The organism is Paenarthrobacter sp. PAE-2 (assembly GCF_026013155.1).
In the GTDB taxonomy this organism is placed as follows: Bacteria; Actinomycetota; Actinomycetes; order Actinomycetales; family Micrococcaceae; genus Arthrobacter; species Arthrobacter ureafaciens.
Map to the genome: position 1 here is coordinate 34619 of NZ_JAPDNV010000023.1, position 21305 is coordinate 55923.

At 64.6% G+C, this 21305-nt stretch carries 20 protein-coding genes and 1 tRNA gene; 10 read left to right on the forward strand and 11 right to left on the reverse strand.

The window, feature by feature from the left end; genetic code table 11:
• The first annotated feature begins 12 nt into the window (after positions 1–12).
• The 6 genes from OCL88_RS14320 to OCL88_RS14345 all read left to right on the forward strand — a co-directional run bounded on the left by OCL88_RS14320 (position 13) and on the right by OCL88_RS14345 (position 8022).
• Entirely contained in the window at positions 13–801 is a 789-nt protein-coding gene (locus tag OCL88_RS14320) for an NlpC/P60 family protein (RefSeq protein ID WP_031216903.1), read from the forward strand.
• Positions 802–1022: 221 nt separating this feature from the next.
• Positions 1023–1523: an HNH endonuclease gene (locus tag OCL88_RS14325; RefSeq protein WP_166185796.1), complete on the forward strand. Its 501-nt coding sequence runs from the start codon at positions 1023–1025 to the stop codon at positions 1521–1523.
• A 61-nt stretch (positions 1524–1584) separates the two neighbouring features.
• Entirely contained in the window at positions 1585–2472 is an 888-nt protein-coding gene (locus tag OCL88_RS14330; protein WP_166185797.1) for an NTP transferase domain-containing protein, read from the forward strand.
• Entirely contained in the window at positions 2469–3827 is a 1359-nt protein-coding gene (locus OCL88_RS14335) for a molybdopterin-binding protein (protein WP_264962942.1), read from the forward strand. Before OCL88_RS14330 ends, OCL88_RS14335 begins: the two co-directional genes overlap by 4 nt.
• Positions 3828–3908: 81 nt before the next feature.
• The gene (gene fdhD / locus OCL88_RS14340) at positions 3909–4787 is read left to right on the forward strand and encodes a formate dehydrogenase accessory sulfurtransferase FdhD (protein WP_166185799.1); all 879 of its coding nucleotides are present in this window, start codon (positions 3909–3911) and stop codon (positions 4785–4787) included.
• A 163-nt stretch (positions 4788–4950) separates the two neighbouring features.
• Positions 4951–8022 (forward strand): alpha-mannosidase, encoded by a 3072-nt coding sequence (locus tag OCL88_RS14345; RefSeq protein ID WP_166185800.1) that lies wholly within the window; start codon positions 4951–4953, stop codon positions 8020–8022.
• A gap of 67 nt (positions 8023–8089) precedes the next feature.
• On the opposite strand, the gene OCL88_RS14350 is transcribed toward OCL88_RS14345, so the two are convergent.
• The 7 genes from OCL88_RS14350 to OCL88_RS14380 form a co-directional block, all read right to left on the reverse strand.
• Entirely contained in the window at positions 8090–9133 is a 1044-nt protein-coding gene (locus OCL88_RS14350; protein WP_264962943.1) for a hypothetical protein, read from the reverse strand.
• Complete coding sequence (locus OCL88_RS14355) at positions 9130–10026, reverse strand: hypothetical protein (protein ID WP_264962944.1); 897 nt, start codon at positions 10024–10026, stop codon at positions 9130–9132. The genes OCL88_RS14350 and OCL88_RS14355 overlap by 4 nt, the downstream gene beginning before the upstream one ends.
• A 54-nt stretch (positions 10027–10080) precedes the next feature.
• A complete protein-coding gene (locus tag OCL88_RS14360; RefSeq protein WP_166185802.1) occupies positions 10081–10890 on the reverse strand; it encodes an amino acid ABC transporter ATP-binding protein in 810 nt (269 codons plus the stop codon).
• On the reverse strand, positions 10877–11536 hold the full coding sequence (locus OCL88_RS14365; protein ID WP_166185803.1) for an amino acid ABC transporter permease: 660 nt from the start codon (positions 11534–11536) through the stop codon (positions 10877–10879). The genes OCL88_RS14360 and OCL88_RS14365 overlap by 14 nt, the downstream gene beginning before the upstream one ends.
• Positions 11537–12349 carry an amino acid ABC transporter substrate-binding protein gene (locus OCL88_RS14370; RefSeq protein ID WP_166185804.1) on the reverse strand — a complete coding sequence of 271 codons (813 nt, stop codon included), beginning with the start codon at positions 12347–12349 and terminating at the stop codon, positions 11537–11539.
• A gap of 220 nt (positions 12350–12569) precedes the next feature.
• Entirely contained in the window at positions 12570–13277 is a 708-nt protein-coding gene (locus OCL88_RS14375; RefSeq protein ID WP_069696167.1) for a hypothetical protein, read from the reverse strand.
• Complete coding sequence (locus OCL88_RS14380; protein ID WP_166185805.1) at positions 13274–13996, reverse strand: hypothetical protein; 723 nt, start codon at positions 13994–13996, stop codon at positions 13274–13276. Before OCL88_RS14380 ends, OCL88_RS14375 begins: the two co-directional genes overlap by 4 nt.
• Positions 13997–14200: 204 nt before the next feature.
• Here OCL88_RS14380 and OCL88_RS14385 point away from each other — a divergent pair, with 204 nt between their 5' ends.
• Together OCL88_RS14385 and OCL88_RS14390 are read left to right on the forward strand one after the other, a co-directional pair.
• A complete protein-coding gene (locus OCL88_RS14385; RefSeq protein WP_264962945.1) occupies positions 14201–15862 on the forward strand; it encodes an ABC-F family ATP-binding cassette domain-containing protein in 1662 nt (553 codons plus the stop codon).
• Between the two features lie 2 nt (positions 15863–15864).
• A complete protein-coding gene (locus tag OCL88_RS14390) occupies positions 15865–17766 on the forward strand; it encodes an ABC transporter ATP-binding protein (protein ID WP_264962946.1) in 1902 nt (633 codons plus the stop codon).
• Between the two features lie 57 nt (positions 17767–17823).
• On the opposite strand, the gene OCL88_RS14395 is transcribed toward OCL88_RS14390, so the two are convergent.
• From OCL88_RS14395 to OCL88_RS14405, 3 genes are all read right to left on the reverse strand, one after another.
• A complete protein-coding gene (locus tag OCL88_RS14395) occupies positions 17824–18222 on the reverse strand; it encodes an NUDIX hydrolase (RefSeq protein WP_264962947.1) in 399 nt (132 codons plus the stop codon).
• Entirely contained in the window at positions 18219–18659 is a 441-nt protein-coding gene (locus tag OCL88_RS14400) for a DUF6314 family protein (RefSeq protein WP_264962948.1), read from the reverse strand. Before OCL88_RS14400 ends, OCL88_RS14395 begins: the two co-directional genes overlap by 4 nt.
• Before the next feature lies 1 nt (position 18660).
• A tRNA-Arg gene (locus tag OCL88_RS14405) sits at positions 18661–18733 on the reverse strand.
• Between the two features lie 106 nt (positions 18734–18839).
• Here OCL88_RS14405 and OCL88_RS14410 point away from each other — a divergent pair.
• Both OCL88_RS14410 and OCL88_RS14415 read left to right on the forward strand, forming a co-directional pair.
• Positions 18840–19616 carry a DUF998 domain-containing protein gene (locus OCL88_RS14410; RefSeq protein WP_264962949.1) on the forward strand — a complete coding sequence of 259 codons (777 nt, stop codon included), beginning with the start codon at positions 18840–18842 and terminating at the stop codon, positions 19614–19616.
• Between the two features lie 259 nt (positions 19617–19875).
• A complete protein-coding gene (locus tag OCL88_RS14415; protein WP_264962950.1) occupies positions 19876–20664 on the forward strand; it encodes a DUF998 domain-containing protein in 789 nt (262 codons plus the stop codon).
• Here OCL88_RS14415 and OCL88_RS14420 read toward each other — a convergent pair.
• The gene (locus tag OCL88_RS14420; RefSeq protein ID WP_264962951.1) at positions 20633–21304 is read right to left on the reverse strand and encodes a hypothetical protein; all 672 of its coding nucleotides are present in this window, start codon (positions 21302–21304) and stop codon (positions 20633–20635) included. The genes OCL88_RS14415 and OCL88_RS14420 overlap by 32 nt on opposite strands.
• Position 21305 lies beyond the last annotated feature (1 nt).

The following is a 21305-nucleotide window of genomic DNA, read 5'->3' on the forward strand; positions in this document are numbered from 1 at the left end:
AAAGAGATCATCATGACCAGTGCAAACAAGGTTGCGCGGCACCGGGCCGAGGCTCCCAAGACCAGCTCACTTGCCGTGATTGCAAAGGCAGTTTCGGTGAACGCCGGTGGCGTCGGCCGCCAGGCAGCCGTCATCGCCGCGGCTTCGGGCTTGGTCCTGACCAGTGGCGTTGCTGCCAATGCGGCGGATACCAATGTGGATCGCGAGTCCACCTCAACCACCTCCCTGGACATCCAGTCCGTCGTGCAGTCCACCATCGCCGCTGACTCCACCGTTGCCATCTCCTACGAGAGCCCGGTTGTCACCACGGTCGAGGCGCCCGCGCCCGTCGTGGAGAAAGCCCCGGCCAAGGCTGAAGCGAAGAGCTCCGCACAGGAAGCCACTGCCTCAGCTTCCAACGCTGCTGGCGGCGCAACCGTGGCAGTCAGCAACGCTGCACCGGCAGCAAAGGCTCCGGCTGCTTCCAGTGGCCTCGGTGCGGCCATTGCCGCTGCAGCCTACGCCCAGCTCGGCGTGACCCAGGACTGCACCATGTTGGTCACCAACTCCCTCGCAGCCGTGGGTATCAACTTCCATGACTGGCCTGCGGGTTACCTTTCCCTTGGACGTACGGTCAGCGCAGCGGAAGCCCAGCCGGGCGACCTCGCCTACTACGCCAACGGTGGCCTGGCCGGACAGGCCCACATCGCCGTCTACGTCGGCAACGGCATGGCAGTGCATGGCGGATGGAACGGATCCACCACTGCTCTGTTCAGCGTCAACGTCGGCTCCGGTCCGGTGTTCATCCGGGTCAACGGCTGATCGAACTTTGAGGAAATACCCCGCAGGTCTCACCTGCGGGGTATTTCCGTCTTAAGGGGCAAGGCCGGAGTCTGTGGGCGACATCACAAGCTAATTCCACTGATAATTCGTTGATATGGCATATAAGTGCTTACTCTTATGGTGTCGATCCACAGCCCGTACATGCAGAGGGCAGCCGGCCCTCGTGCCCCTGGCGGGTGCGGCCGTTAAGAGGTACGTGCATGCGCACACTCGTTCTGAATGCTGGATATGAACCGCTGGCGGTAGTTACCTTCCGCCGGGCGCTGGTCCTTGTGCTCACCGGAAAAGCAAGCGTAGTGGCCGAAGGCGGCGAACCTGTCGTCGGGCCGCAGGAGATTCTGGGACGCCCGTCCGTGATCCTCCTCAATCGCTACATCCGGCCGCGGTACACCAGGATCACGGCCGTCAGCCGGCGCGGAGTTCTCCGCCGCGACGGCCACCGCTGCGCCTACTGCGGTAAGACAGCCCACACCATAGACCACGTCCACCCCAAATCCAGGGGCGGCGCGGATTCCTGGGAAAACCTGGTTGCGGCGTGCTTGAAATGCAATAACGCCAAGAGCGACCACACGCCGGCAGAGATGGGTTGGAAACTCCGTTTCACACCCGGCGTTCCCTCCGGAACCATGTGGCAGATCAAAGAACTCGAGAAGCCTGCGCCGGACTGGGATCCGTTCCTCTTGCCGGAATCCGCTGCCTGATTGATGTGCGTCCGCCCTATGCGGCACCGGTAATCCTGTGCGGCACCGGTAATCTGGGCGGATGGAGTTCAACGCAGTGATCTTGGCGGGTGGCAGGGCCACCCGCCTTGGCGGTGTGCCCAAACCTTCGCTGACCTACGACGGCGCCACCCTGCTTTCGCATGCCCTGGACGCAGCCCGGGGTGCTGCGGCAACCGTGGTGGTCGGCCCCGATCCCGGCACCTTGCCGCCCGGCGTGCTGACTGCACGCGAGGAACCTGTATTCGCCGGTCCTGCTGCGGCGATTGCCGTAGGACTGGCTGCCCTTGCGGATCGAGGGGCCGCCCCTTGGACCCTGGTCCTCGCGTGCGACATGCCGCATGCCTCCCGCGGTGTGCAAGCGTTGTTGGCTGCGCTGATTGCCACGCCGGAGACCGAAGGTGCCATGGCCGTGTCCCCGGACGGGCGCAAGCAGCCGTTGCTGGGGATCTACAGCACACGGGCGATGGAAAGGGAAGTGGCCCTGGCATCGGGCGAGGGAGGGTTAACGAACTCTTCAGTGTTCCGCCTGCTTGCTAGGCTGAAGGTGATGGCGGTGCCTGTTCCCAGCGGTTCCACGGATGATGTGGACACGTGGGCGGACGCCGCGGTACTGGGCATAGACAAACAGCAGGAGGCGGACGTGAAGAGCCAGGAAGAGACTCTCGAGGAATGGTGCCGCATGCTGCTGCAGGCATTCGAACTTGAAGGCGTCGAGGTGGATGTCAACGAGGTCCTCGCCGTTGCCGGCGTTGCGGCGCATTCCGTGGTGCGTCCCGCTGCACCCCTGACCACGTTCATTGCCGGCTATGCGGCCGGAATGGCCCGGGGAATCGGGCAAGCCAACGACGACGCGGCCATGAGTGCTGCCCTCGGCCTGGCACGCCAAGTGGCCAAGCAATACCCGGAGCCCGGGGCAGAATCGGAATGACCGCGGCCCCGGAACAGGGCCACCACGCGGCACATACCTGGCAGGAGGCCCGGCAGCGCGCCTTTGAGGTTGCTGCACCCATCCCTGCGAGCCCCGTTCCCCTGAGGGCTGCGCTCGGCCGGACGCTTTCCTCGGATGTATTGGCTCTCCAGGACATGCCCCACTATGCCTCGTCCGCCATGGATGGGTGGGCTGTCAACGGCAGCGGACCCTGGATACTGAGCGAACCGGGGCAGCGCCTTGCCCCGCACCAGGCCAGCCCGATCGTTACCGGCGGACTCATTCCGCCCGGGGCCAAGGCAGTACTGCGCAGCGAGAGCGGCGTCATCACCACGGACGACGACGGCCTGCCCGTACTTGCGCTCGGCGGGGCCGCCAAACCCGGGGAGCCCCGCAACGGACAGCACATCCGTAAAGCCGCGGAGGAAGCAGCCGAGGGGGAGGTCCTGATCAAGGCCGGGGTGGTCCTGAATCCCGCCCATTTGGCCCTGGCGGCCTTGGCCGGGCTGGACGAAGTAGAGGTGCTCGGCAAGCCGCTGGTCCGTTTCCTCTTGACGGGTTCCGAAGTGGTGGACCAGGGCATGCCCGGCCCGGGCCAGGTCCGTGACACCTTCGGTCCGCAGCTTGGCGGGGTGGTTGAACTTCTTGGCGGCATAGCGGGGGAGCAGGTCAGGGTCGGCGACAGCTACGAAGATTGGCTCGCCGCCCTGCAGGACGTCGAACCGGACGTCCCCCAAGAAGCCGCGGGGTTGGCGGACGTGGACGCGGAGCCGCCGGCCGACGTCGTTATTACGACGGGCGGTACCGGCCGCTCCGGTACCGACCACTTCCGGAAAGCGATCGCAGAGCTCGGCGGAACGCTGCTGATCGACGGCATCGCCATGCGCCCCGGGCACCCCGCTGTTTTGGCGGAGCTTCCGGATGGACGGTTTGTCCTGGGCCTGCCTGGCAACCCGTTGGCCGCCATGATGGCACTGTTCACGGTGGGTGGACCACTGCTGGCCGCCTTGGGGCATGGCAGCATGCCGGAAACAGGCGAGGTGCCCTCCGGTGCCATGATCGACGCCGACCCCGGGCGCACCCGGTTGATGCCGTTCAAACTGGTCTACGGTCTGGCCTCACCCGCCCAACATGCAGGGCCGGGAATGATGCGGGGGCTCGCCAACGCAGATGGCGTCATGGTGGTGCCGCCGCATGGAGTCCAACTCGGCGAGCTGGTGCAGGCGTTCGCGCTCCCATGGGGCAAGCCGCTGCCCGTGCCAAAGCCGCCGGAGGAAAAGCCGCGCAAGGCGCCTGCGCGAGGTCAACGGAAGGGTCCCCAGGGACCGGTCGACTGGAGCGCGCTCGACGCTTGACGCCCGCGGGTGGAACCAAGTGGCCAGCAGGCAACAGGCTTGCCATGATGGACACATGAACCAGGAGAAGGGAGCCTGACCATGGGACGCGTCACCCAACGCCGCAAGATCCATAAGTTCGTCCTGGACGGCTCACCCCAAGCGCTGGAACACCCGGTCCGCTTCAAGGAAGACGTCCTCGCAGTGGAGGAACCTCTGGAGATCCGGCTGGGGGAGATGTCCTTCGCGGTGACCATGCGGACGCCGGGGGACGACTTCGACCTCGTTGCCGGCTTCCTTGTCTCCGAGGGCATCATCTCCGAACCCGGCCAGCTGGTCTCCGAACGGTTCTGCGCGGGGGAGGACGAGGACGGAGTGCAGACCTTCAACGTGGTGGACGCCCAACTGCGCCCCGACGTCGAACGCCCCGCAACGGGCCGCAATGTGTACACCTCAAGCTCGTGCGGGATCTGTGGAACGGATTCGATAGAGGCCGTCCGCAAGTCTTCCCGGCACAGCCCCAAAGAGGACCCGCTCACGGTTCCCGTCCGCGTACTCGCTGACCTCCCGGACAAGCTCCGCGAGGCACAGGCCGTCTTCTCCAAGACGGGAGGGGTGCATGCTGCCGGCCTCTTCAGGATCCACGACGACGGCACCAGCGAACTGCTCTGCCTGCGCGAAGATGTAGGGCGGCATAACGCGGTGGACAAAGTTGTGGGATGGGCGTTGCGCTCGGGGCGGTTGCCCTTAACCGGCACGGTGCTGCAGGTTTCCGGGAGGGCGTCGTTCGAACTGGTCCAGAAGGCTGCGATGGCCGGGATTCCGGTGCTCTCCGCAGTCAGCGCACCCTCAAGCCTCGCTGCCGAACTCGCCGAGGAATCCGGCATCACCCTGGTGGGTTTCAGCCGGGGCCACAGCCTTAACGCCTACGCCGGGCGTTGGCGCATCCGGGACGAGGACCTTGCCCCTTCCGTTGCCTAGCTGGAGCCGGTTCCAGTTGACTGACACTTGGCTATCAGCTGGGAACGACGTACATTTTATCCATCGAATGGAATCATGGTTGCCCGCGCCGGCCCTCGCCACGGAGGCCCGGATGCCAGCCAACCACTCATGCCGCCCGGCTGATTTTTTAAAGAGGTTCTAATTGCACGACGACCGCAGGATCACTGAACAACGTCTGGACAGGTTTGTGCGTGAGCGTCTGCTCCCGGCCATTTACGGCCGTTCGATCCCGCTTGAACTGAGCAGCTGGGAAGCTCCCGGCGAGCCCGTGCCGGCCGCGGAAGCCCTCCGGCAGGTCTTCACGCCCCAGGAGCACGGTTCGGCATGGGGCAAGGCCTGGAGCACAAAATGGTTGCGGCTGCAAGGCGAAGTTCCCGAAGCCTGGGGCTCGGCAGAGAACACAGCCGTGGAAATCATCGTGGATTTGGGCTTCAACAGCGATGTGCCCGGTTTCCAGTGTGAGGGCACCGCATGGCGCGCGGACGGAAGCATCGTTAAGGCAATCTCGCCACGCAACTATCATGTGCCGTTGAAACTGCTCGGCAGCGGGCTGTCCGTGGACTTCTACGTCGAGGCCGCAGCGAATCCCGACGTCGCGCAGGGCTGGTCCTTCGCGCCAACGCCCTTGGGGGACAAGGCGACGTCCGGCGATGAACCGCGGTACCGCTTGGGCCGCATAGCCATCGCGGAACTGAATGAGACCGTCTGGGAGCTCAACCAGGACGTCTGGACACTGAGCGGGCTGATGCACGAGCTCCCCATGGAGATGCCCCGGCGCCACGAGATCCTGAGGGCGTTGGAACGGATGCTCGACGTCATGGATCCTGACGATGTGGCCGGAACAGCTGCTGCGGGGCGGGAAGCCTTGGCCGGGGTGTTGGCCCGGCCTGCCTATGCGTCCGCCCATGAGCTGCTTGCCACCGGGCATGCCCACATCGATTCCGCGTGGCTATGGCCTGTCCGCGAAACCATCCGCAAATGCGCACGGACCTTCTCCAACGTCGTGGCGCTGATGGACGACAACCCGGACTTCGTCTTTTCCTGCTCATCGGCCCAACAGATGGCGTGGATGAAGGAGTTCTATCCTGAGCTCTTCGTCCGCATCCGCGAGAAAGTGCAGGCGGGCCAGTTCGTGCCCGTCGGCGGCATGTGGGTGGAATCGGATACCAACATGCCCGGCGGGGAAGCCATGGCGCGCCAGTTCGTGGAGGGCAAGAGCTTTTTCCTGCGGGAGTTCAACGTCGAATGCCAGGAGGCGTGGCTGCCGGATTCCTTCGGCTACTCCGGTGCGCTGCCGCAGATCGTCAAGTCTGCCGGTTCCCGCTGGTTCCTGACCCAGAAGATCTCCTGGAACAAAGTCAACCGGATGCCGCACCACACTTTTGCGTGGGAAGGAATCGACGGGACGCGGCTGTTTACGCACTTCCCCCCGGTGGACACGTACAACGCCGAACTTCATGCGAGGGAACTTGCCCACGCCGAACGCAATTTCCGGGAACACGGCCGGGCAACCATGTCCCTGGTGCCGTTTGGTTACGGCGACGGCGGCGGCGGACCCACGCGCGAAATGGTCGCGGCCGCGCGCCGCACTGCGGACCTGGAAGGTTCGCCCAAGGTCCGGATGGGCACCGCCAAGGACTTCTTCGTGAAGGCCGAAGCGGAGTACCCGCAACTGCCCGTGTGGGTGGGCGAGATGTACCTTGAGATGCACCGGGGAACCTACACCAGCCAGGCCAAGACCAAGCAGGGCAACAGGCACAGCGAGCACCTCCTGCGCGAAGCGGAACTGTGGTGCACCACCGCGGCCGTCCGCCTGGGCGAGGCCTACGAGTATCCTGCCGGTGAACTCAAGAGGCTTTGGCAGCTCGTCCTCCTCCAGCAGTTCCATGACATCCTACCCGGCAGCTCCATTGCCTGGGTCCACCAGGACGCCGAACGCAACTATCTGGCGATCGCCCGCGACCTCGAGGCAATCATCGTTCAAGCTGCCCAGGCCCTCCTCGGCCCGGGCGACACCGAGTTCCTGCTCAACGCGGCACCCCACAGGAGACTCGGAGTGCCGGCATTGGGCGCATCGGAGCCCCGCAGCTCGCGGACGGGCTCATTGGGCGGCGTTGTGCAGGCGAGCGAAGAGGCGGGCGGATACGTCCTGGACAACGGCATCATCCGTGCCGTGTTTGACGATCGCGGGCTGCTGACTTCCCTGATGGACCACGCCAGCGGCCGGGACGCCATCGCCCCAGGGCAAGCAGGAAACCTGCTGGAACTCTTCAGGGACACGCCCAACGAGTGGGACGCCTGGGACATTGAGGAGTTCTACCGGAGCAACGTCACGCCGCTGACCGAAGCGGAAAGCATCGGCCTCGAGCGCACGGCTGCATCCGCCGTCGTGGTGGTCAAGCGGACCGTTGGCGCCTCCACCATTACGCAGCGCCTCACGCTCGCCGCGGGGGCGGAGTCCTTGGGCATCAGCACGATTGTTGATTGGCAGGAGCGCGAGAAGATGCTCAAGATCGCCTTTCCGCTGGACGTGCGCGCGGACCAGTCCGCGTCGGAAACCCAGTTCGGACATGTCTTCCGGCCCACCCACACCAATACCTCCTGGGACGCCGCAAAGTTCGAGATCTGCGCGCACCGCTGGATCCACGTCGGCGAACCCGGCTATGGCGTTGCCGTCAGCAACGGCTCCAGCTACGGCCACGACGTCACCCGCGCAATCCGGGAAGACGGCGGGACCACGACGACGGTCCGTACCTCGCTGCTGCGCTCGGCCCGGTTCCCGGACCCTGAGGCGGACCGTGGCGAGCACGTGCTGGAGCTGTCCATCCGGCCCGGTGCGGACATCGCCGACGCGGTCGAAGAGGGGTACAGGACCAACCTCAAGCCACGCTTGATGCGGGGCGGGAACCCGGTTGAGCCGTTGGTATCGGTGTCCAACCCCGGGATTGTGGTGGAGGCCGTGAAGCTCGCCGAGGACGGCAGCGGAGACGTGGTTGTGCGCCTCTACGAATCCCTGGGCCAGAGGTCCACGGGGACAGTGACGGCGAACTTCCCGGCCCGGACGGTGGTGGCTACCGACCTGCTGGAGCGTACGGTGCAGGCGACGGGCGTGGCCTCCAGGAGTGCAGCCGCGGGCGGTGCAGATCCGGGTACTGCCGTGGCCGGGCTCGTCCTTCGCCCGTTCCAACTGGTGACCCTGCGCTTCGGCAAGTAGCCCGGGCCTCGGCAAGTAGCCTGCACTTCGGCAACAAGCCTTGCGCTTCAGCAACCAGGAGCGGCGCCTACTCCACCAGCTCGGCGTCGATGACGTCCTTCACCAACTGGACGCGCAGGGGAATCACAGCTTCGTAGTACTTGATGTCCTCTGTGACGTTCTTGGTGAAGACCTCATCCACGAGGTCCGGCATGCCCTTGACCCCGTCAAGGTAGCGCTCCGCCGCGAAGTCGAACTCCGACCGGTTGGCGCGGATCTTGCTGTTGAGAGCGCGGGCGTCGTCGGCGATCTTCAGCACTTCGTCGGCGGGGGCGTTGCGGGCTTCGGCGTCGGCCAGCTTCTTCACGAAGTCGTCCTTGAGCCGGACGAACTCTTCGTAGCTCTCCTCGGCCCTCGCCGTCGTCTCGGCATGCTTCTCCAGATCCGCCACCCTCTTGTCGAAGGTGCGGGCGAAGTCCTCGTAGGCGACGTTCCCGGACTGTTTCAGTTCATTTGCCGCTTCCCGGCACGGGGCTGCAGCTTTGGCCAGCAACTGCTGCCGCTCCCGTAGGTTGGCGGCCTTGTTACCGACAAACAAGCCGTTGCATCCTGCGGCATCATCCGCGCGGAAAAGGCCCTCGAAACGGGGATAGGACTCCACGAGGCCCTCCATGTAATCGAAGTAGCCCAGATGGGACTCTTCAAGCTGCTGCACCGCTGTGTTGACGGCTTCACTGGAGCCGAGCCCGGCCTTCACGGACTGCAACGACGTGCGTGCCGCCTCTGCGGCCTGCCGGAAGTCATCCAGCTCCTTTTTGCTGTCCTGCACGGCCTGGTCTTTGGAGGCCGGTGCGTTCCGTGCTTTCTTGTACGCCGCCAGGTATGCGTTAACGGCGGGCTGCAGTTTGTCGCGGGCCGCGGCCAGGTCATTGAGGCGTTGGTCCTTTACTTCCAGCAGGGTGTCCTTGCGCTGCTGGGCGGCGGATTGCGTCAAGGCCACGGCAGTCCCGGCGGCGGCCACGAGCAAGGCGATGACGAGGCCGATGACGAGGACGGCGCGATTCCGTTTCCAAGGGCCCGGTTTGGTGGTTTGTTCAGGAGCCGTCGCTGCAGGAGCGTATTCGTTGCTCATGACTGTTCCCCGTCTCCGGCTGTTGCCTCAAACTGCTCCAGCCGGCTCTTCAAGACTTTCTCCAGTTCCTGGTTGGACGCGTTCGCATCTGCAACCACCTTGGTGGATTTCTCCTTCACCGCGGCCTCGTATTCGGTCCGTGCCTTGTTCAGGGGCTCGTTGATTCCCAACATGGCCGCAGCCGCCAGTGTTCTCTTGGCGATGCGCTCCAAGCCCTCCTCGGCGTCCAGGACTTCCTGTTGTTTGTCCCGCTGGCCCTTGATGACGCCCTCAATGGCTGCCAGCAGCTTGCTGGTCTCTGCATCAGTGCCGTCCTTTGCCTCCGCAATGGCTTTCAAGCACGCATCGGCAACTTTGACGTATTCCGCAGAGTAGTTTTCGCTTTGCAGGTTCAGTTCGGTGTGGAGCGGTCCGCACGGCCCGCCCACCGACCGCGTAATGCTGGCGGTGTTGATGATGCGTTGGTCGTTGTAGGCAACCACCGCACCATACTTCTCCTTGAACTTCCCAAAAGCGTCGGAAACGGCAGGGTCCTGCAGGGCGGGGGATTCAGCCATCCGGTCCAGCTTGGCCATGTTGGCCGCGGATTCCCGTTGGAGCAGGCCGCCCTCGCGTTTGAGGACGGCGTCCTGCTCTTCCTGTGCATCTCCCTTGGAGACGTTGGTGTACCGCGCAGTGAATTCCTGAACCAAGGGATCATAAAGGTTCATGGAGTTGTCCACGATCGACCGTTCCTTGTCGAAACGGACTACATCGGCGCGCTGGACGCCTGCGGGACGTGAAAAGTACCACCACGCCCCGATTCCCAGGGCCGCGGCGACCAAGGCCACGACCATAACGATGATGACGTTCCGCCGCCCTTTTCCGCGAGCCGGTACGGTGCCATCACTCACAGCTTGGCTATTACTCAAAGCTTGTTCCCCCAATTTTCATCCGCTCAGTAGAGTCTAGACGTCGTGCTGCAGCCTCTTGACGAAAAGCTTGGTCCGTTCCTGGGTTGGTGAACTCAATACTTCGGCCGCCGGTCCGCGTTCAACCACCACTCCACCGTCCATGAAAATGACTTCGTCCGCCACATGCCGGGCGAAAGCCAGTTCGTGGGTGACGATCACCATGGTCCAGCCTTCTTCGGCGAGCTCCTTGATGACACCCAGGACGTCTCCCACCAGTTCGGGGTCCAAGGCGGACGTCGGTTCGTCGAAGAGCAACAACTGGGGCTTCAGCGCCAAAGCCCGCACAATACCCACACGCTGCTGCTGGCCGCCGGAGAGCTCAAAGGGGTAGGCATCACGCTTGTCGGCCAGGCCCACGCGTTCAAGGAGCCGTTCGGCCTCAGCAATTGCTTCTGCGCGGGGGCGCTTTTGGACTTGGACAGGGCCTTCAATGACGTTCTTCAGCACGGTCATGTGCGGGAAGAGGTTGTAGTGCTGGAAGACCATCGCGCTGCGGTCCCGCAAGGCGGCGATTTCCTTCTTGCCCACCTTTTTGCCGAAATCGATGGAAAGGCCACCTTCGGATCCGGTGCCGCCAAAGGTGACCGTACCGGCGTCGGGCACTTCCAATCCGTTGAGCGAGCGCAACACTGTGGTCTTGCCGGAACCCGAGGGCCCGATGAGGGCCACTACCTGGCCCCGGCGGATGTCGACGTCGATGTCGCGGAGCACGACGTTGCTGCCGAACGCTTTGGCAAGGTTCCGGGCCTGGAGGACCGGCGCAGCTGCCGGGCCGGCCTGCGAAGGGACGTCAGTGGGCGACATAGCGGTCCAATCTCCTCTCCACGGCTGATTGCGCGGTGGAGAGGACCAGGCAAATGACCCAGTAAACCAGCGCGGCTTGCAGGTACAGGACCATGAACTCCTGGCTGAAGGCGGCGATCTGCTGGGCATTGCGGAACAGTTCGGTGACCAGGATGAGGGAAGCGAGCGAGGTGTCCTTCACCAGCGAGATGAAGGTGTTGGACAACGGGGGAACTGACACTCTTGCCGCTTGGGGGAGGATGATGCGGAGCAGGGTCTGCCCGCCGGACATGCCGATGGTGTGCCCGGCCTCCCACTGTCCCTTGGGGACCGAAAGGATGGCTGCACGGATAATCTCAGCCGCGTAGCCGCCGACGTTCAAGGAAAAGGCGATGACGGCGCTTGGCCAAGGATCGAGTTTCACGCCAATGCTGGGCAGGCCGTAGAAAATGACGAATAACTGGACCAGCAGGGGAGTGCCCCGGATGACGGAGACATAGAACCTGCCGATCCCGGACAGCAGCATATTGGGGCTCAACCGCATCAAGGCGACCACCAGCGCCAGGACCAGGCCGAAGGCGAAGGACAGCAACGTGAGCGGAATGGTTCCGGTCACTGCCCCCGTGACAATCGGCCCGAAGGAACTCCAGACGAGGTCCCAGTCCATCTATTTGGTGACGTCCGCGCCGAAGTACTTGTCCGAGATCTTCGCCAGGGTGCCGTCCGCCTGGAGATCGGCGAGGGCCTTGTCCACAGCCTTCGTCAGCTCGGTTGAGCCCTTACGGAAGACGAACGCGCTCTCGGTCTTCTCCGGAGCCTCCGCAGCGACCTTCAAGCCGGAGTCGGGCGTGGTCTTGGCGTAGTCGAGGTACGTGAGCTTGTCATTGACGGTGGCGTCAACGCGTCCCTGCTGGACCAGGGTTGCTGCCTGGGCCCAGCCTTCCACTGACTGTACGTTGGCGCCGGCTTCCACTGCCATCTTGTAGAAGTTGCTGGTCAGCGACTGGGCAGTGGTTTTGCCCTTGAGGTCGGCGAAGCTGTTGATGTCCGACGTGTCCTGCTTGGTGACCACCACGCCGGTGGAAACGGTGTACGGCGTGGAGAACTCGTACTTGGCCTTGCGTTCGTCGTTGATGGAGATCTGGTTGGCGATGGTGTCAAAACGCTTGGCATCAAGTCCGGCGAAGATGCCGTCGAACTGCGTCTCCTGGAACGTCGCCTTGACGCCGAGCTTCCCGGCAACAGCCTCGGCTATTTCGACGTCGTAGCCGGTGAGTTCCCCGGCGCCGTCTGCATGGAAGCTGAAGGGGCGGTAGGTGCCTTCCGTGGCAATGACCAGTTCGCCCTTGGACGTTACATCCGACAAGGAGGTGTCCCCGCCGGACTGGGATGATCCGCCGCCCCCACAGGCCGAGAGGGCAAGGGCAACAGAGGCCACAGTGGCTGCAAGGACAGAGCGACGGGTGCGAAGACTGGTCATGAAGTCATCTTAGCCACGAGGTCTGACGGCGACGGCCAAGAGGGGGCTTAAAAAGGCTGAGTGGGGGCGGTCCCCAACAGCCCGCCACCACTCATCCCCCCAATTGTGATCCTGTGGGCGCCACATCCACCGGAAACCCGTTCTCTGATTCCGCTGCCAGGCCGCAAGCCGCATTCACACATTCATGATTGTGCCACGATCTAATGGTTTTGTGAAAGTCTTACGTTGTACGACGCGCTTTCCGCTTCGCATAGGCCTTGGAGAACCAGATGCCTGCAAGCCCCACGGCCGTAGCAAGGACCGCGGAGTAATTGATCACCGAACGCAGCCAGAGGTGCACAGCAGGGATCAGGGGGAACAACTGGGACACCAGAAGCAGGGTCAGGCCCAGCATCAGCAACGCTGACGCTCCCCGGAGCAGGGCAGGAAAGCGGCCCGTGATTGTTCGCCAGATGGCAGGGAGCAGGCAGGCGGCAACGTACCCGGGGTAGAAGCGCCCCAACGCTGCGTAGGCTTCCATGGATGGACCCCATGTCAGGCCGTTCATGCCCACGGAAGATCCCCGGGTGTCGGTGATGACAAAGAAGAAAGTGGTCAGGGCTGCGATGACACCCAACACCGCAAGTCCCCACGGCCCGTGGATGGCCCGCCCGGCAGACTTGGAGTCGAACCCGGCAGCGACCTTGGTGCCCAGCAAGAGGAACGTGCCGTATAGGAGGAAGCGCAGGATCAGGTTGGTGACGTTCATGCCCCCCAACACAGCGTCGATGGCCAGGTAGGGGGCCTCGATGCTGAGGAAAATGTCCATGGTGATCAGGGCGAAAAGGTAGAACAGCACGCGGTTCTCGCCGCGCAGCGCGCTGGGAATGCGCGCCACTGTGATTGCCAGGCAAATCACCAGGGTTGCCCAGGGCAGGACAGCCGTCATCCGAGGTTCTCCCAAATTCTTTCAGTTCGTTCATGGTCTTGTTCCTGGCGCCGCAGGGTCTTCCCGAGGGCCTGGAGGCGTTCACCGGCCAGGGTCACCAGCTCTCCCAGGGTCATCCGGTCCAGTGCGTCCTGGCGCCCTTCGGCCGGCCAGCCGGCTTCCGCTTCGGTGATCAGCCCGCCGGCCACCAGTCCGCCGGCCGGTCCCACCCCTGCTGCCCGGGAGGTGGCTATGGCCAGTTCCGGGGGAAGGCGGTTGGCTGTCAGGTGGGCGGAGAAGTTTTGTGGCGCTATCCCGGTGGCTTCGCTGACCCGGTGCCGCAATTCGCCGTCGTCGATCGCGTCCACCCAGTTGCGCACCGCGGTCGGGTGCGGTGTCCCGGAGAGTCCGGGCGGCGCAGCCTGCCCGGGTTCGCTGCGCTGCACCACGGCACGCAGAAGGTCGATCGTGGCGATCTGGCTGACCAGCTCCGCGGGCGTCGGAGGCACCGGATTTCCGTGCAGGACCGCGTAGAGGTCGAAGGTCGCCAGCTCCTGGACCGGGTTGAGGCCGTAAGCCCGGCTGATGCTCACCAGCGTTGACTCGGCCACCTTCCCCCGGACCAGCTGCTGGGCAAGAGTGGTGCGTTTGATGCCGGACACCCTGCAGACATCAGCCGTGCTGGCGTCGGGCGCAACGTTGTGCAGCCAGCGCTGGAACGCCTTGGACTGTAAGGGCATGAAGGACTTTCTACGGGTCTGTAAGGGTGGTTCCAGCCATGCTCTGAAGATTGCCGGAAGTGGTAGTACGAATCGATTTTACGCGGACGCCACATTGAATTATGCTTGTTTCTTGAACCCGCTGGTCCGTACACCCCCCAAGTCCGGACCGGCGGGTTTTTCCATGCCTGCCCACCGGCGGCAGGCCGCGAGAGGATTTAGCGAATGACTGCAACGTTGGTTGCCAAGGACCTGTCCGGCGGCCACGGCCACCGCACGCTCTTTTCCAAGCTGTCACTTACCGTTGCTCCCGGCGACGTCGTGGGCGTGGTGGGCGCCAACGGTGCCGGAAAGTCCACGCTGCTGCGCCTCCTGTCCGGAGTGGACCAGCCCCAGGGCGGCAAGGTCAGCCTTGCCCCGGCTGACGCTTTTGTGGGTTGGCTTCCGCAGGAGCACGAGCGCACCGAGGGCGAAACGATCGCCGCCTACATCGCGCGCCGGACCGGTTGTGCGCGGGCAACAGCGGACATGGAAGCCACGGCCGAGGCTCTGGGTTCCGGGGCGCCCGGTGCCGATGATGCCTACTCGGTTGCCTTCGACCGTTGGATGGCATCCGGCGCTGCCGACCTTGAAGAAAGAATCCCTGCCGTCCTTGCAGACCTCGGCCTGGAAGTGGGCTCCGAGGCCCTCATGACGGGACTCTCCGGAGGGCAGGCTGCACGCGTTGCGCTCGCCGCCCTCTTGCTGAGCCGCTTCGACGTCGTCCTGTTGGACGAGCCCACCAATGACCTCGACCTTGACGGACTCGCCCGGCTGGAGGCGTTCGTCCAGGGCCTGCGTGGCGGCGTCGTGCTGGTGTCCCATGACCGCGAGTTCCTGGCCTGCTGTGTCACCACAATCGTGGAGCTGGACCTCGCGCAGAACTCCGTGGCCGTTTACGACGGCGGATACGAGGCTTTCCTGGAAGAACGGGCCATTGCCAAGCGCCATGCCCGGGAACGGTATGAGGAGTACGCCTCCACCAAGGCAGACCTCGTGGCGCGGGCACGCACGCAGCGTGAGTGGAGCTCCCAAGGCGTCCGGAACGCGATGAAGAAGAATCCGGACAACGACAAGATCCGCAGGGCAGCCAGTACGGAATCCTCGGAAAAGCAGGCGCAGAAAGTCCGCCAGATGGAGTCGCGGATTGCCCGGCTCACGGAAGTGGAAGAGCCGCGCAAGGAGTGGCAACTGCAGTTCAGCATTGGCCAGGCGCCGCGTTCCAGCGCCGTCGTGGCCACCTTGCGGGACGCCGTCGTACGTCAGGGCGACTTCACGCTGGGGCCGGTGACCCTGCAACTCAACGGCGGCGAACGGATCGGCATCACAGGCCCCAACGGGGCCGGCAAGTCCACGCTGCTGCGGCTGCTGCTGGGGACGCGCGTTCCCGACGACGGCGATGCTTCCATGGGTGCCTCCGTCGCGGTGGGCGAGATCGACCAGGCCCGCGGGCTGCTCGACGGCGACAAGAAGCTGGGCGACGCTGTTGAAGCGGTGCTCGTGGACTGGAACAGCGCCGACGTCCGAACGCTCCTGGCCAAGTTCGGCCTCAAGGCGGACCACACGTCCCGCACTGTCGACTCCTTGTCTCCGGGGGAGCGGACGCGCGCGGGACTGGCCCTGCTGCAGGCCCGCGGCGTGAACCTGTTGGTGCTCGACGAGCCCACCAACCACCTCGACCTGCCCGCGATCGAACAGCTTGAGGAAGCGTTGGAGAGTTACGATGGCGCTTTGCTGCTGGTCACGCACGACCGACGCTTGCTGGAGAACGTCCGGCTCGACTCCCGATGGCACCTGGAAAACGGCCGCGTCCAGGAGCTGCACCACACACCAGGCCAGGAGAAGTAACCATGAGCATGGATGGCGTTGCCTGGAGCTCGCTGCATAAACTGACCCGCGCCCAGAGTGGCTCGCAGCCGTTCTCGAAGGAAACCCTGAAACGGGTCATGGCCTTCGCCGCGCCGCACAAGGGCAAGCTCATCGGGTTCGTCCTTGCCTCGATCGCGGGCGCCGTGCTGGCCGTCGCCACACCTGTCCTCGCCGGGCAGGTAGTGGACGCCATCATCGGCAACGCCGGCGCCGGCACGGTGATCTGGCTTGCTGTCCTGATCGCCCTGGTTGCAGTGGGTGAAGCGGGCGTTGGGCTCGTGACCCGCTGGTTGTCCTCCACCATCGGCGAGGGCGTCATCGTGGACCTTCGCACCCGCGTGTTCGACCATGTCCAGCGGATGCCCATCGCGTTCTTCACCCGGACCCGCACCGGCGCGCTGGTGAGCCGCCTCAACAATGACGTGATCGGCGCACAGTCCGCGTTCGCCGGCACGCTGTCCGGCGTCGTCAGCAACGTGGTGGCGCTGGTCCTGACGCTCGCGGTCATGCTCAACACCTCGTGGCTGGTCACCGTGCTGGCCATGATCCTGTTGCCGATCTTCCTCATTCCCGCCCGGCGCATGGGCTCCAAGCTGGCCGATCTCCGGCGCGAGGCTGCTGCCCACAACGCGGCCATGGGCACCCAGATGACCGAGCGGTTCTCAGCCCCCGGCGCTACGTTGGTGAAGCTTTTCGGACGCCCGGATGAGGAATCACGGGAGTTCGCTGCCCGAGCCGGCCGTGTGCGGGACATCGGCATCCGCACGGCCATGCTGCAGTTCACCTTCGTCACGGCGCTGACCCTGGTGTCCGCCCTCGCTTTGGCCCTGGTTTACGGGCTTGGCGGTTGGTTGGCCATCGGCGGCCAGCTGGCGGCGGGCGACGTGGTGGTCCTCGCCCTGTTGCTGACCCGCCTCTACGCACCGCTCACCTCGCTGTCCAATGCCCGCGTGGAGATCATGAGTGCGTTGGTCAGCTTTGAGCGCGTGTTCGAAATCCTCGACTTGAAGCCGCTCATCACGGAAAAGCCCGACGCCGTCACCGTTCCGCCGGGGCCGGTGGCCGTTGAGTTCGACGACGTGCGCTTCGCCTACCCCTCCGCGGAAAAGGTCTCCTTGGCCTCCCTTGAGGACGTGGCCACGCTCGATACCCGCGGTGGCGAAGAAGTCCTGCACGGCGTCAGCTTCCGCGTCGAGCCCGGGGAGACGGTGGCGCTGGTGGGATCGTCGGGCGCCGGCAAATCCACCATCGCCCAGCTGCTATCCCGCCTCTACGACGTCGACTCCGGTGCAGTACGGCTGGGCGGCACAGGAGCCCGGGACGGCGTAGACGTGCGCGATGTCCGCTTCGATTCGCTGCGGGACACCTTGGGAATGGTCACGCAGGACGGCCACTTGTTCCACGAAACCATCGCTTCCAACCTCCGCCTGGCACGGCCGGACGCCACGGAAGAGGACATGTGGGACGTGCTTCGCAGGGCGCGCCTGGAAGGCATGATCCGTTCCCTTCCCGATGGCCTGGAAACTGTGGTGGGGGAGCGCGGGTACCGGCTCTCCGGTGGCGAACGGCAACGCCTCACCATCGCCCGGCTCCTGATCAAGCAGCCGCGCGTCGTCATCCTCGACGAGGCAACAGCCGCACTCGACTCCACCAACGAAGCCGCCGTCCAAGCGGCCTTGGGAGAAGCGCTCGAGGGGCGCACCGCCGTCGTGATTGCCCATCGCTTGTCCACCATCCGCGCCGCGGATGCGATCCTGGTGGTTGAGGACGGCCGGATTGTGGAGCGGGGCACGCACACGGAGTTGCTTGCGGCGGACGGACGCTATGCGGAGCTCTACCGGACGCAGTTCGCCGAAGCTACGGCCGTGGCCCTCGAGTTCTAGCCCAACTAACTGGCATTAGAGGTTGCTCTGAGCCCTCAGAACAACCCCTAATGCCGGTTACTTCGGGGATTCGAGGGCAGGGAGGACGTGGTCCGTGAGCAGCGGTGCGAGGTCCTCCGGCCAAGGCTCCGTCACATCGAGCCAACGGATCTCAGCAATCTCCGCCGAAGGGTGCGCCTCCCAGATGCCAGGCGCCGTGAAAACCGTGGCCTCGATGGTGGTGGCTTCCTCATTGGCGGCCACGGCATGCCAAACGCCCAAGGGTTCGAGGTCCGCGGGCGCCACATCGATGCCGACTTCCTCCAGCAGCTCCCGGGATGCCGCCTCCGCGGCGTTCTCGCCGGCTTCGGGCTTCCCGCCGGGGTGCATGAATTTCCTTGTGCCGCGCTTGCGAACGGTCAGGAGTTGACCGGACTGGTTGTAGACGCAGACGGCACTGACCACGATCACGTTCATTGCGCTCTCTCCAAGTGCGATTCCAGCAGCAGGTCCTTGGCCGGGCCGTGGACGTCCCACGTGAAACTGAAGGCATCCGGTCCTTGCCAGGAATAGCGGACGTGATAGTCGTCGGGGTCGCACCAGTGCTCGTCCGTGGCCAGGCCGGAGAAGCTCATCACATGGAAAGGACGGCCATCAGGGAAGAACACGTCCAGGGTGCGCCGGTCGGCGCCGGGTTTCAGGACATACTCACGGAAAGCGGGGCCGGTGTGCGTGGGCCAGTGCATGGTTCCGTCTTCGCGGTAGTCCAGTCCGCCGTCGGGGTTCCTGGTGTAACGCACGACGCCGGTAAAGGTTCCGCGGGTGCCGGTGGCACGGTCCAGGAGGGTTCGTTCCACGGACCAGTCGCCGGCCAGGTAGGCCAGCAAATCCTCCGGCGGGTGATGGTCCTTCAAGTGCCCTCGATTGGAATCGAACCAACGACACCGGCTTTAGGAGAGCCGTGCTCTATCCACTGAGCTACGAGGGCATGTTTCCTGGTCCTGGATTCCTCCGCGGAGAGGTCCAAGGCCCGGACACGACTACAAGCATACAAGCTGCCGGGGCAGTGCCCGAACACCGCTAGGCTGGCGGACATGAAAGGACAAGCGACTGCGCCGGAAGTGGCCGGAACTTTCCTTCCGAACGTTCGGAGCATCCGGGCAGGAATCGGTGGCTGGGCGCAACTGAGTGTCGTCCAGTACTTCGTGGCAGAGGCCGCTGTGATCGAGGCATGGGCGGGCCCGGAGCCCTACAGCCGTGCCACCGGATTCATCAGCGACCTCGGTGCCGTGTCCTGCGGGGTCTACGAGGGCCGCGACGTTTGTTCACCACTGCATCTCCTCATGAACGTGTCCTTTGTTGTGCAGGGGCTGGCCCTGGTGTTGGGTGCGATGTTCCTGACGGCGGGGCTGCTGTGCGTTGCCGCCCGGCCGGGGGTTCCTGCCCGGCGCTTCCACACCAATTCCGTTCGGGTGTTGGCCAAGCCGTGGATCCTTGCCGTGGCTATCCGGATCCTTACGGGTGTTGCCGGCGTGGGGACGATCATCGTGGGCCTGGTTCCCGAGGACTACGGCTCGCCCTGGCATGTGGCCGGCGCGCTCATGTTCTTCATCGGCGGCGGGTTTGCGTTGCTGCTGTTTGGTTTCCTCTGGGTGAAGCAAACGCCGGTGAGCTGGTTTCTTGCCGCTTGCGGTGTTGTGTGCGTCGGGGCCCTGGTTGTTGGCGGCGTGACTGCCATGGATGTGCCGCAGCCGGGTTTGCTGGAGCGGTTCATGGCGTACCCGGTGACCGTCGGGTTGGCTGCGGCGGGCCTGGTGATCGCGCAACGCGTGCATCGGGAACGGCGTTTCCGTGCCCTGCAGGCCCGGTAGGGGTGCGCCGGGCGAGAACGGTAGCGGTGCGCCGGGCGGGAACGGTAGCGGGGTAGGTCCTCGACGGGTGTCCCGTGGTGGGGCGCACCCTTTTCCGCCGTTCGCGCCCGTACGAATGGGGGCGCCGGGCGGGAACGGTAGCGCCACAGGCCCTGAACAGGGGCGCCGGGCGGGAACGGGGGCGGCACAGGCCCGGAACGGGCGGGAAGCCGGTTCACAAGGGCTGCGTCGTGCACGGCCCGGGTCTATCCTTGGCGCTATGACGACGGCGGCTGGTCCGCGGGGCGGTGAACGGGGGCTCTTGCCGGACCTCGCAGGGCGACGCGAGCTTGTTGGAGGTTGGGCGGCGATCACGCTCATCCATTACTTCGTGGTGGAAGCGATTGCGATGGCTGCGTGGCGTGGCAACCCTGGCTATGACCGGCGCGAACACGTCATCAGCGACTTAGGGGCAGCACACTGTGGCCCGTTCAACGGCTACGAGGTCTGTTCGCCCCTGAATTGGCTGATGAACGCCTCGTTCGTGCTTCAAGGAGTGGCCATGGTGCTGGGAGCAGTGTTGCTGAGTTCGGCCGTGTTGTCCGTGGCAGCGGAGCACGGGCAGCGAGCCATCACGCCAGCCATGGCAGGCAGGTCCGCCGAGGCTTTTCCTTGGATCGCGGCGTGGGTGGTGCGTGTATTGGTCCTCGTTGCCGGGATCGGACAGGCCATGGTGGGCCTGGTCCCTGAGGACACGGACCTCGCGCTGCATCTGACCGGCGCCGGCATGTACTTCATTGCCGGACCGCTGGCCCTGGTGGTCCTGGGCCTGGTGTGGCGGGGGCACACGAAGATGTCTTGGATGGTCCTGTTGTTCGGAGTGGTGTCCCTTGGAACCACGATCTACGTGCTGGCAGTCCAGTTGCGGGTGGAAGAGGCCGGCGCAATCGAACGCACCATGGCGTACCCCATCATCCTGGGGCTGTCATTGGTGGGCCTGGTGGTGGCCCGCCGTGTCACCAAGGAACGCAGGGCAGTCAGGACTTTGGGGCGTCCGGCCCTCCAGTAGCGCCCGCCCGTCCGGCAGCGGCAGCAGAATTCTTCCGCCCAAGGAACACCGCAGCCACGCCACACAGCAAGCTGAGAAGAAACAGCACCCACGACGCTACTGTGACCGCCGACGCCAAGGCCACCGAACCGGCGTCGGGCGCTTCCGCGGCCAGTACCGAATCGATGGCGACGTTCGACCACAAATGCGCCACGGCAAAAAGCAGGGGAGCCGCCCACATGGCCCATCGCCATGCTTTGCGGGCGACGTTGGTGCCGATGAGCAGGAGCCAGCTGAAACCGAAAATCAGCGGAAACAGGGTCCCGGCGGTTTTGTGCACGTAGTTCAACTGTCCACGGGCGTCCTCGTCCATGGCCGCATGCAGTTGGGCGATGTAGTCCTGCGAGAAGCCGCCGATGAGCGAGTCGGGCATGGCCAGGCCACCGGACAACTGGGTCATCTGGTTAAGGGTGAGCAGGTGCAGGTACCAGAACAGGAAAAGGCTGGCCACCACGCCGGCGATGACAATCAGTTTCGAGTTGCTCTGCGCCTTCTGGGGCGTCCGGGCGGTGGTGGGATTAATGACGGGCGGCAACGAGTGTTCCGGAACCACTGCCTTTGCTCCGTGTTTCTTGATGCGCTGCGCTGGGGTCTTGGCCATG

Coding starts and splice junctions, on each gene's coding strand:
- OCL88_RS14320 (WP_031216903.1), top strand. CDS start 13: ATGACCAGTGCAAACAAGGTTGCGCGGCACCGGGCCGAGGCTCCCAAG.
- OCL88_RS14325 (WP_166185796.1), top strand. CDS start 1,023: ATGCGCACACTCGTTCTGAATGCTGGATATGAACCGCTGGCGGTAGTT.
- OCL88_RS14330 (WP_166185797.1), top strand. CDS start 1,585: ATGGAGTTCAACGCAGTGATCTTGGCGGGTGGCAGGGCCACCCGCCTT.
- OCL88_RS14335 (WP_264962942.1), top strand. CDS start 2,469: ATGACCGCGGCCCCGGAACAGGGCCACCACGCGGCACATACCTGGCAG.
- fdhD (WP_166185799.1), top strand. CDS start 3,909: ATGGGACGCGTCACCCAACGCCGCAAGATCCATAAGTTCGTCCTGGAC.
- OCL88_RS14350 (WP_264962943.1), bottom strand. CDS start 9,133: ATGAGCAACGAATACGCTCCTGCAGCGACGGCTCCTGAACAAACCACC.
- OCL88_RS14360 (WP_166185802.1), bottom strand. CDS start 10,890: ATGTCGCCCACTGACGTCCCTTCGCAGGCCGGCCCGGCAGCTGCGCCG.
- OCL88_RS14365 (WP_166185803.1), bottom strand. CDS start 11,536: ATGGACTGGGACCTCGTCTGGAGTTCCTTCGGGCCGATTGTCACGGGG.
- OCL88_RS14370 (WP_166185804.1), bottom strand. CDS start 12,349: ATGACCAGTCTTCGCACCCGTCGCTCTGTCCTTGCAGCCACTGTGGCC.
- OCL88_RS14375 (WP_069696167.1), bottom strand. CDS start 13,277: ATGACGGCTGTCCTGCCCTGGGCAACCCTGGTGATTTGCCTGGCAATC.
- OCL88_RS14380 (WP_166185805.1), bottom strand. CDS start 13,996: ATGCCCTTACAGTCCAAGGCGTTCCAGCGCTGGCTGCACAACGTTGCG.
- OCL88_RS14385 (WP_264962945.1), top strand. CDS start 14,201: ATGACTGCAACGTTGGTTGCCAAGGACCTGTCCGGCGGCCACGGCCAC.
- OCL88_RS14390 (WP_264962946.1), top strand. CDS start 15,865: ATGAGCATGGATGGCGTTGCCTGGAGCTCGCTGCATAAACTGACCCGC.
- OCL88_RS14395 (WP_264962947.1), bottom strand. CDS start 18,222: ATGAACGTGATCGTGGTCAGTGCCGTCTGCGTCTACAACCAGTCCGGT.
- OCL88_RS14410 (WP_264962949.1), top strand. CDS start 18,840: ATGAAAGGACAAGCGACTGCGCCGGAAGTGGCCGGAACTTTCCTTCCG.
- OCL88_RS14415 (WP_264962950.1), top strand. CDS start 19,876: ATGACGACGGCGGCTGGTCCGCGGGGCGGTGAACGGGGGCTCTTGCCG.
- OCL88_RS14420 (WP_264962951.1), bottom strand. CDS start 21,304: ATGGCCAAGACCCCAGCGCAGCGCATCAAGAAACACGGAGCAAAGGCA.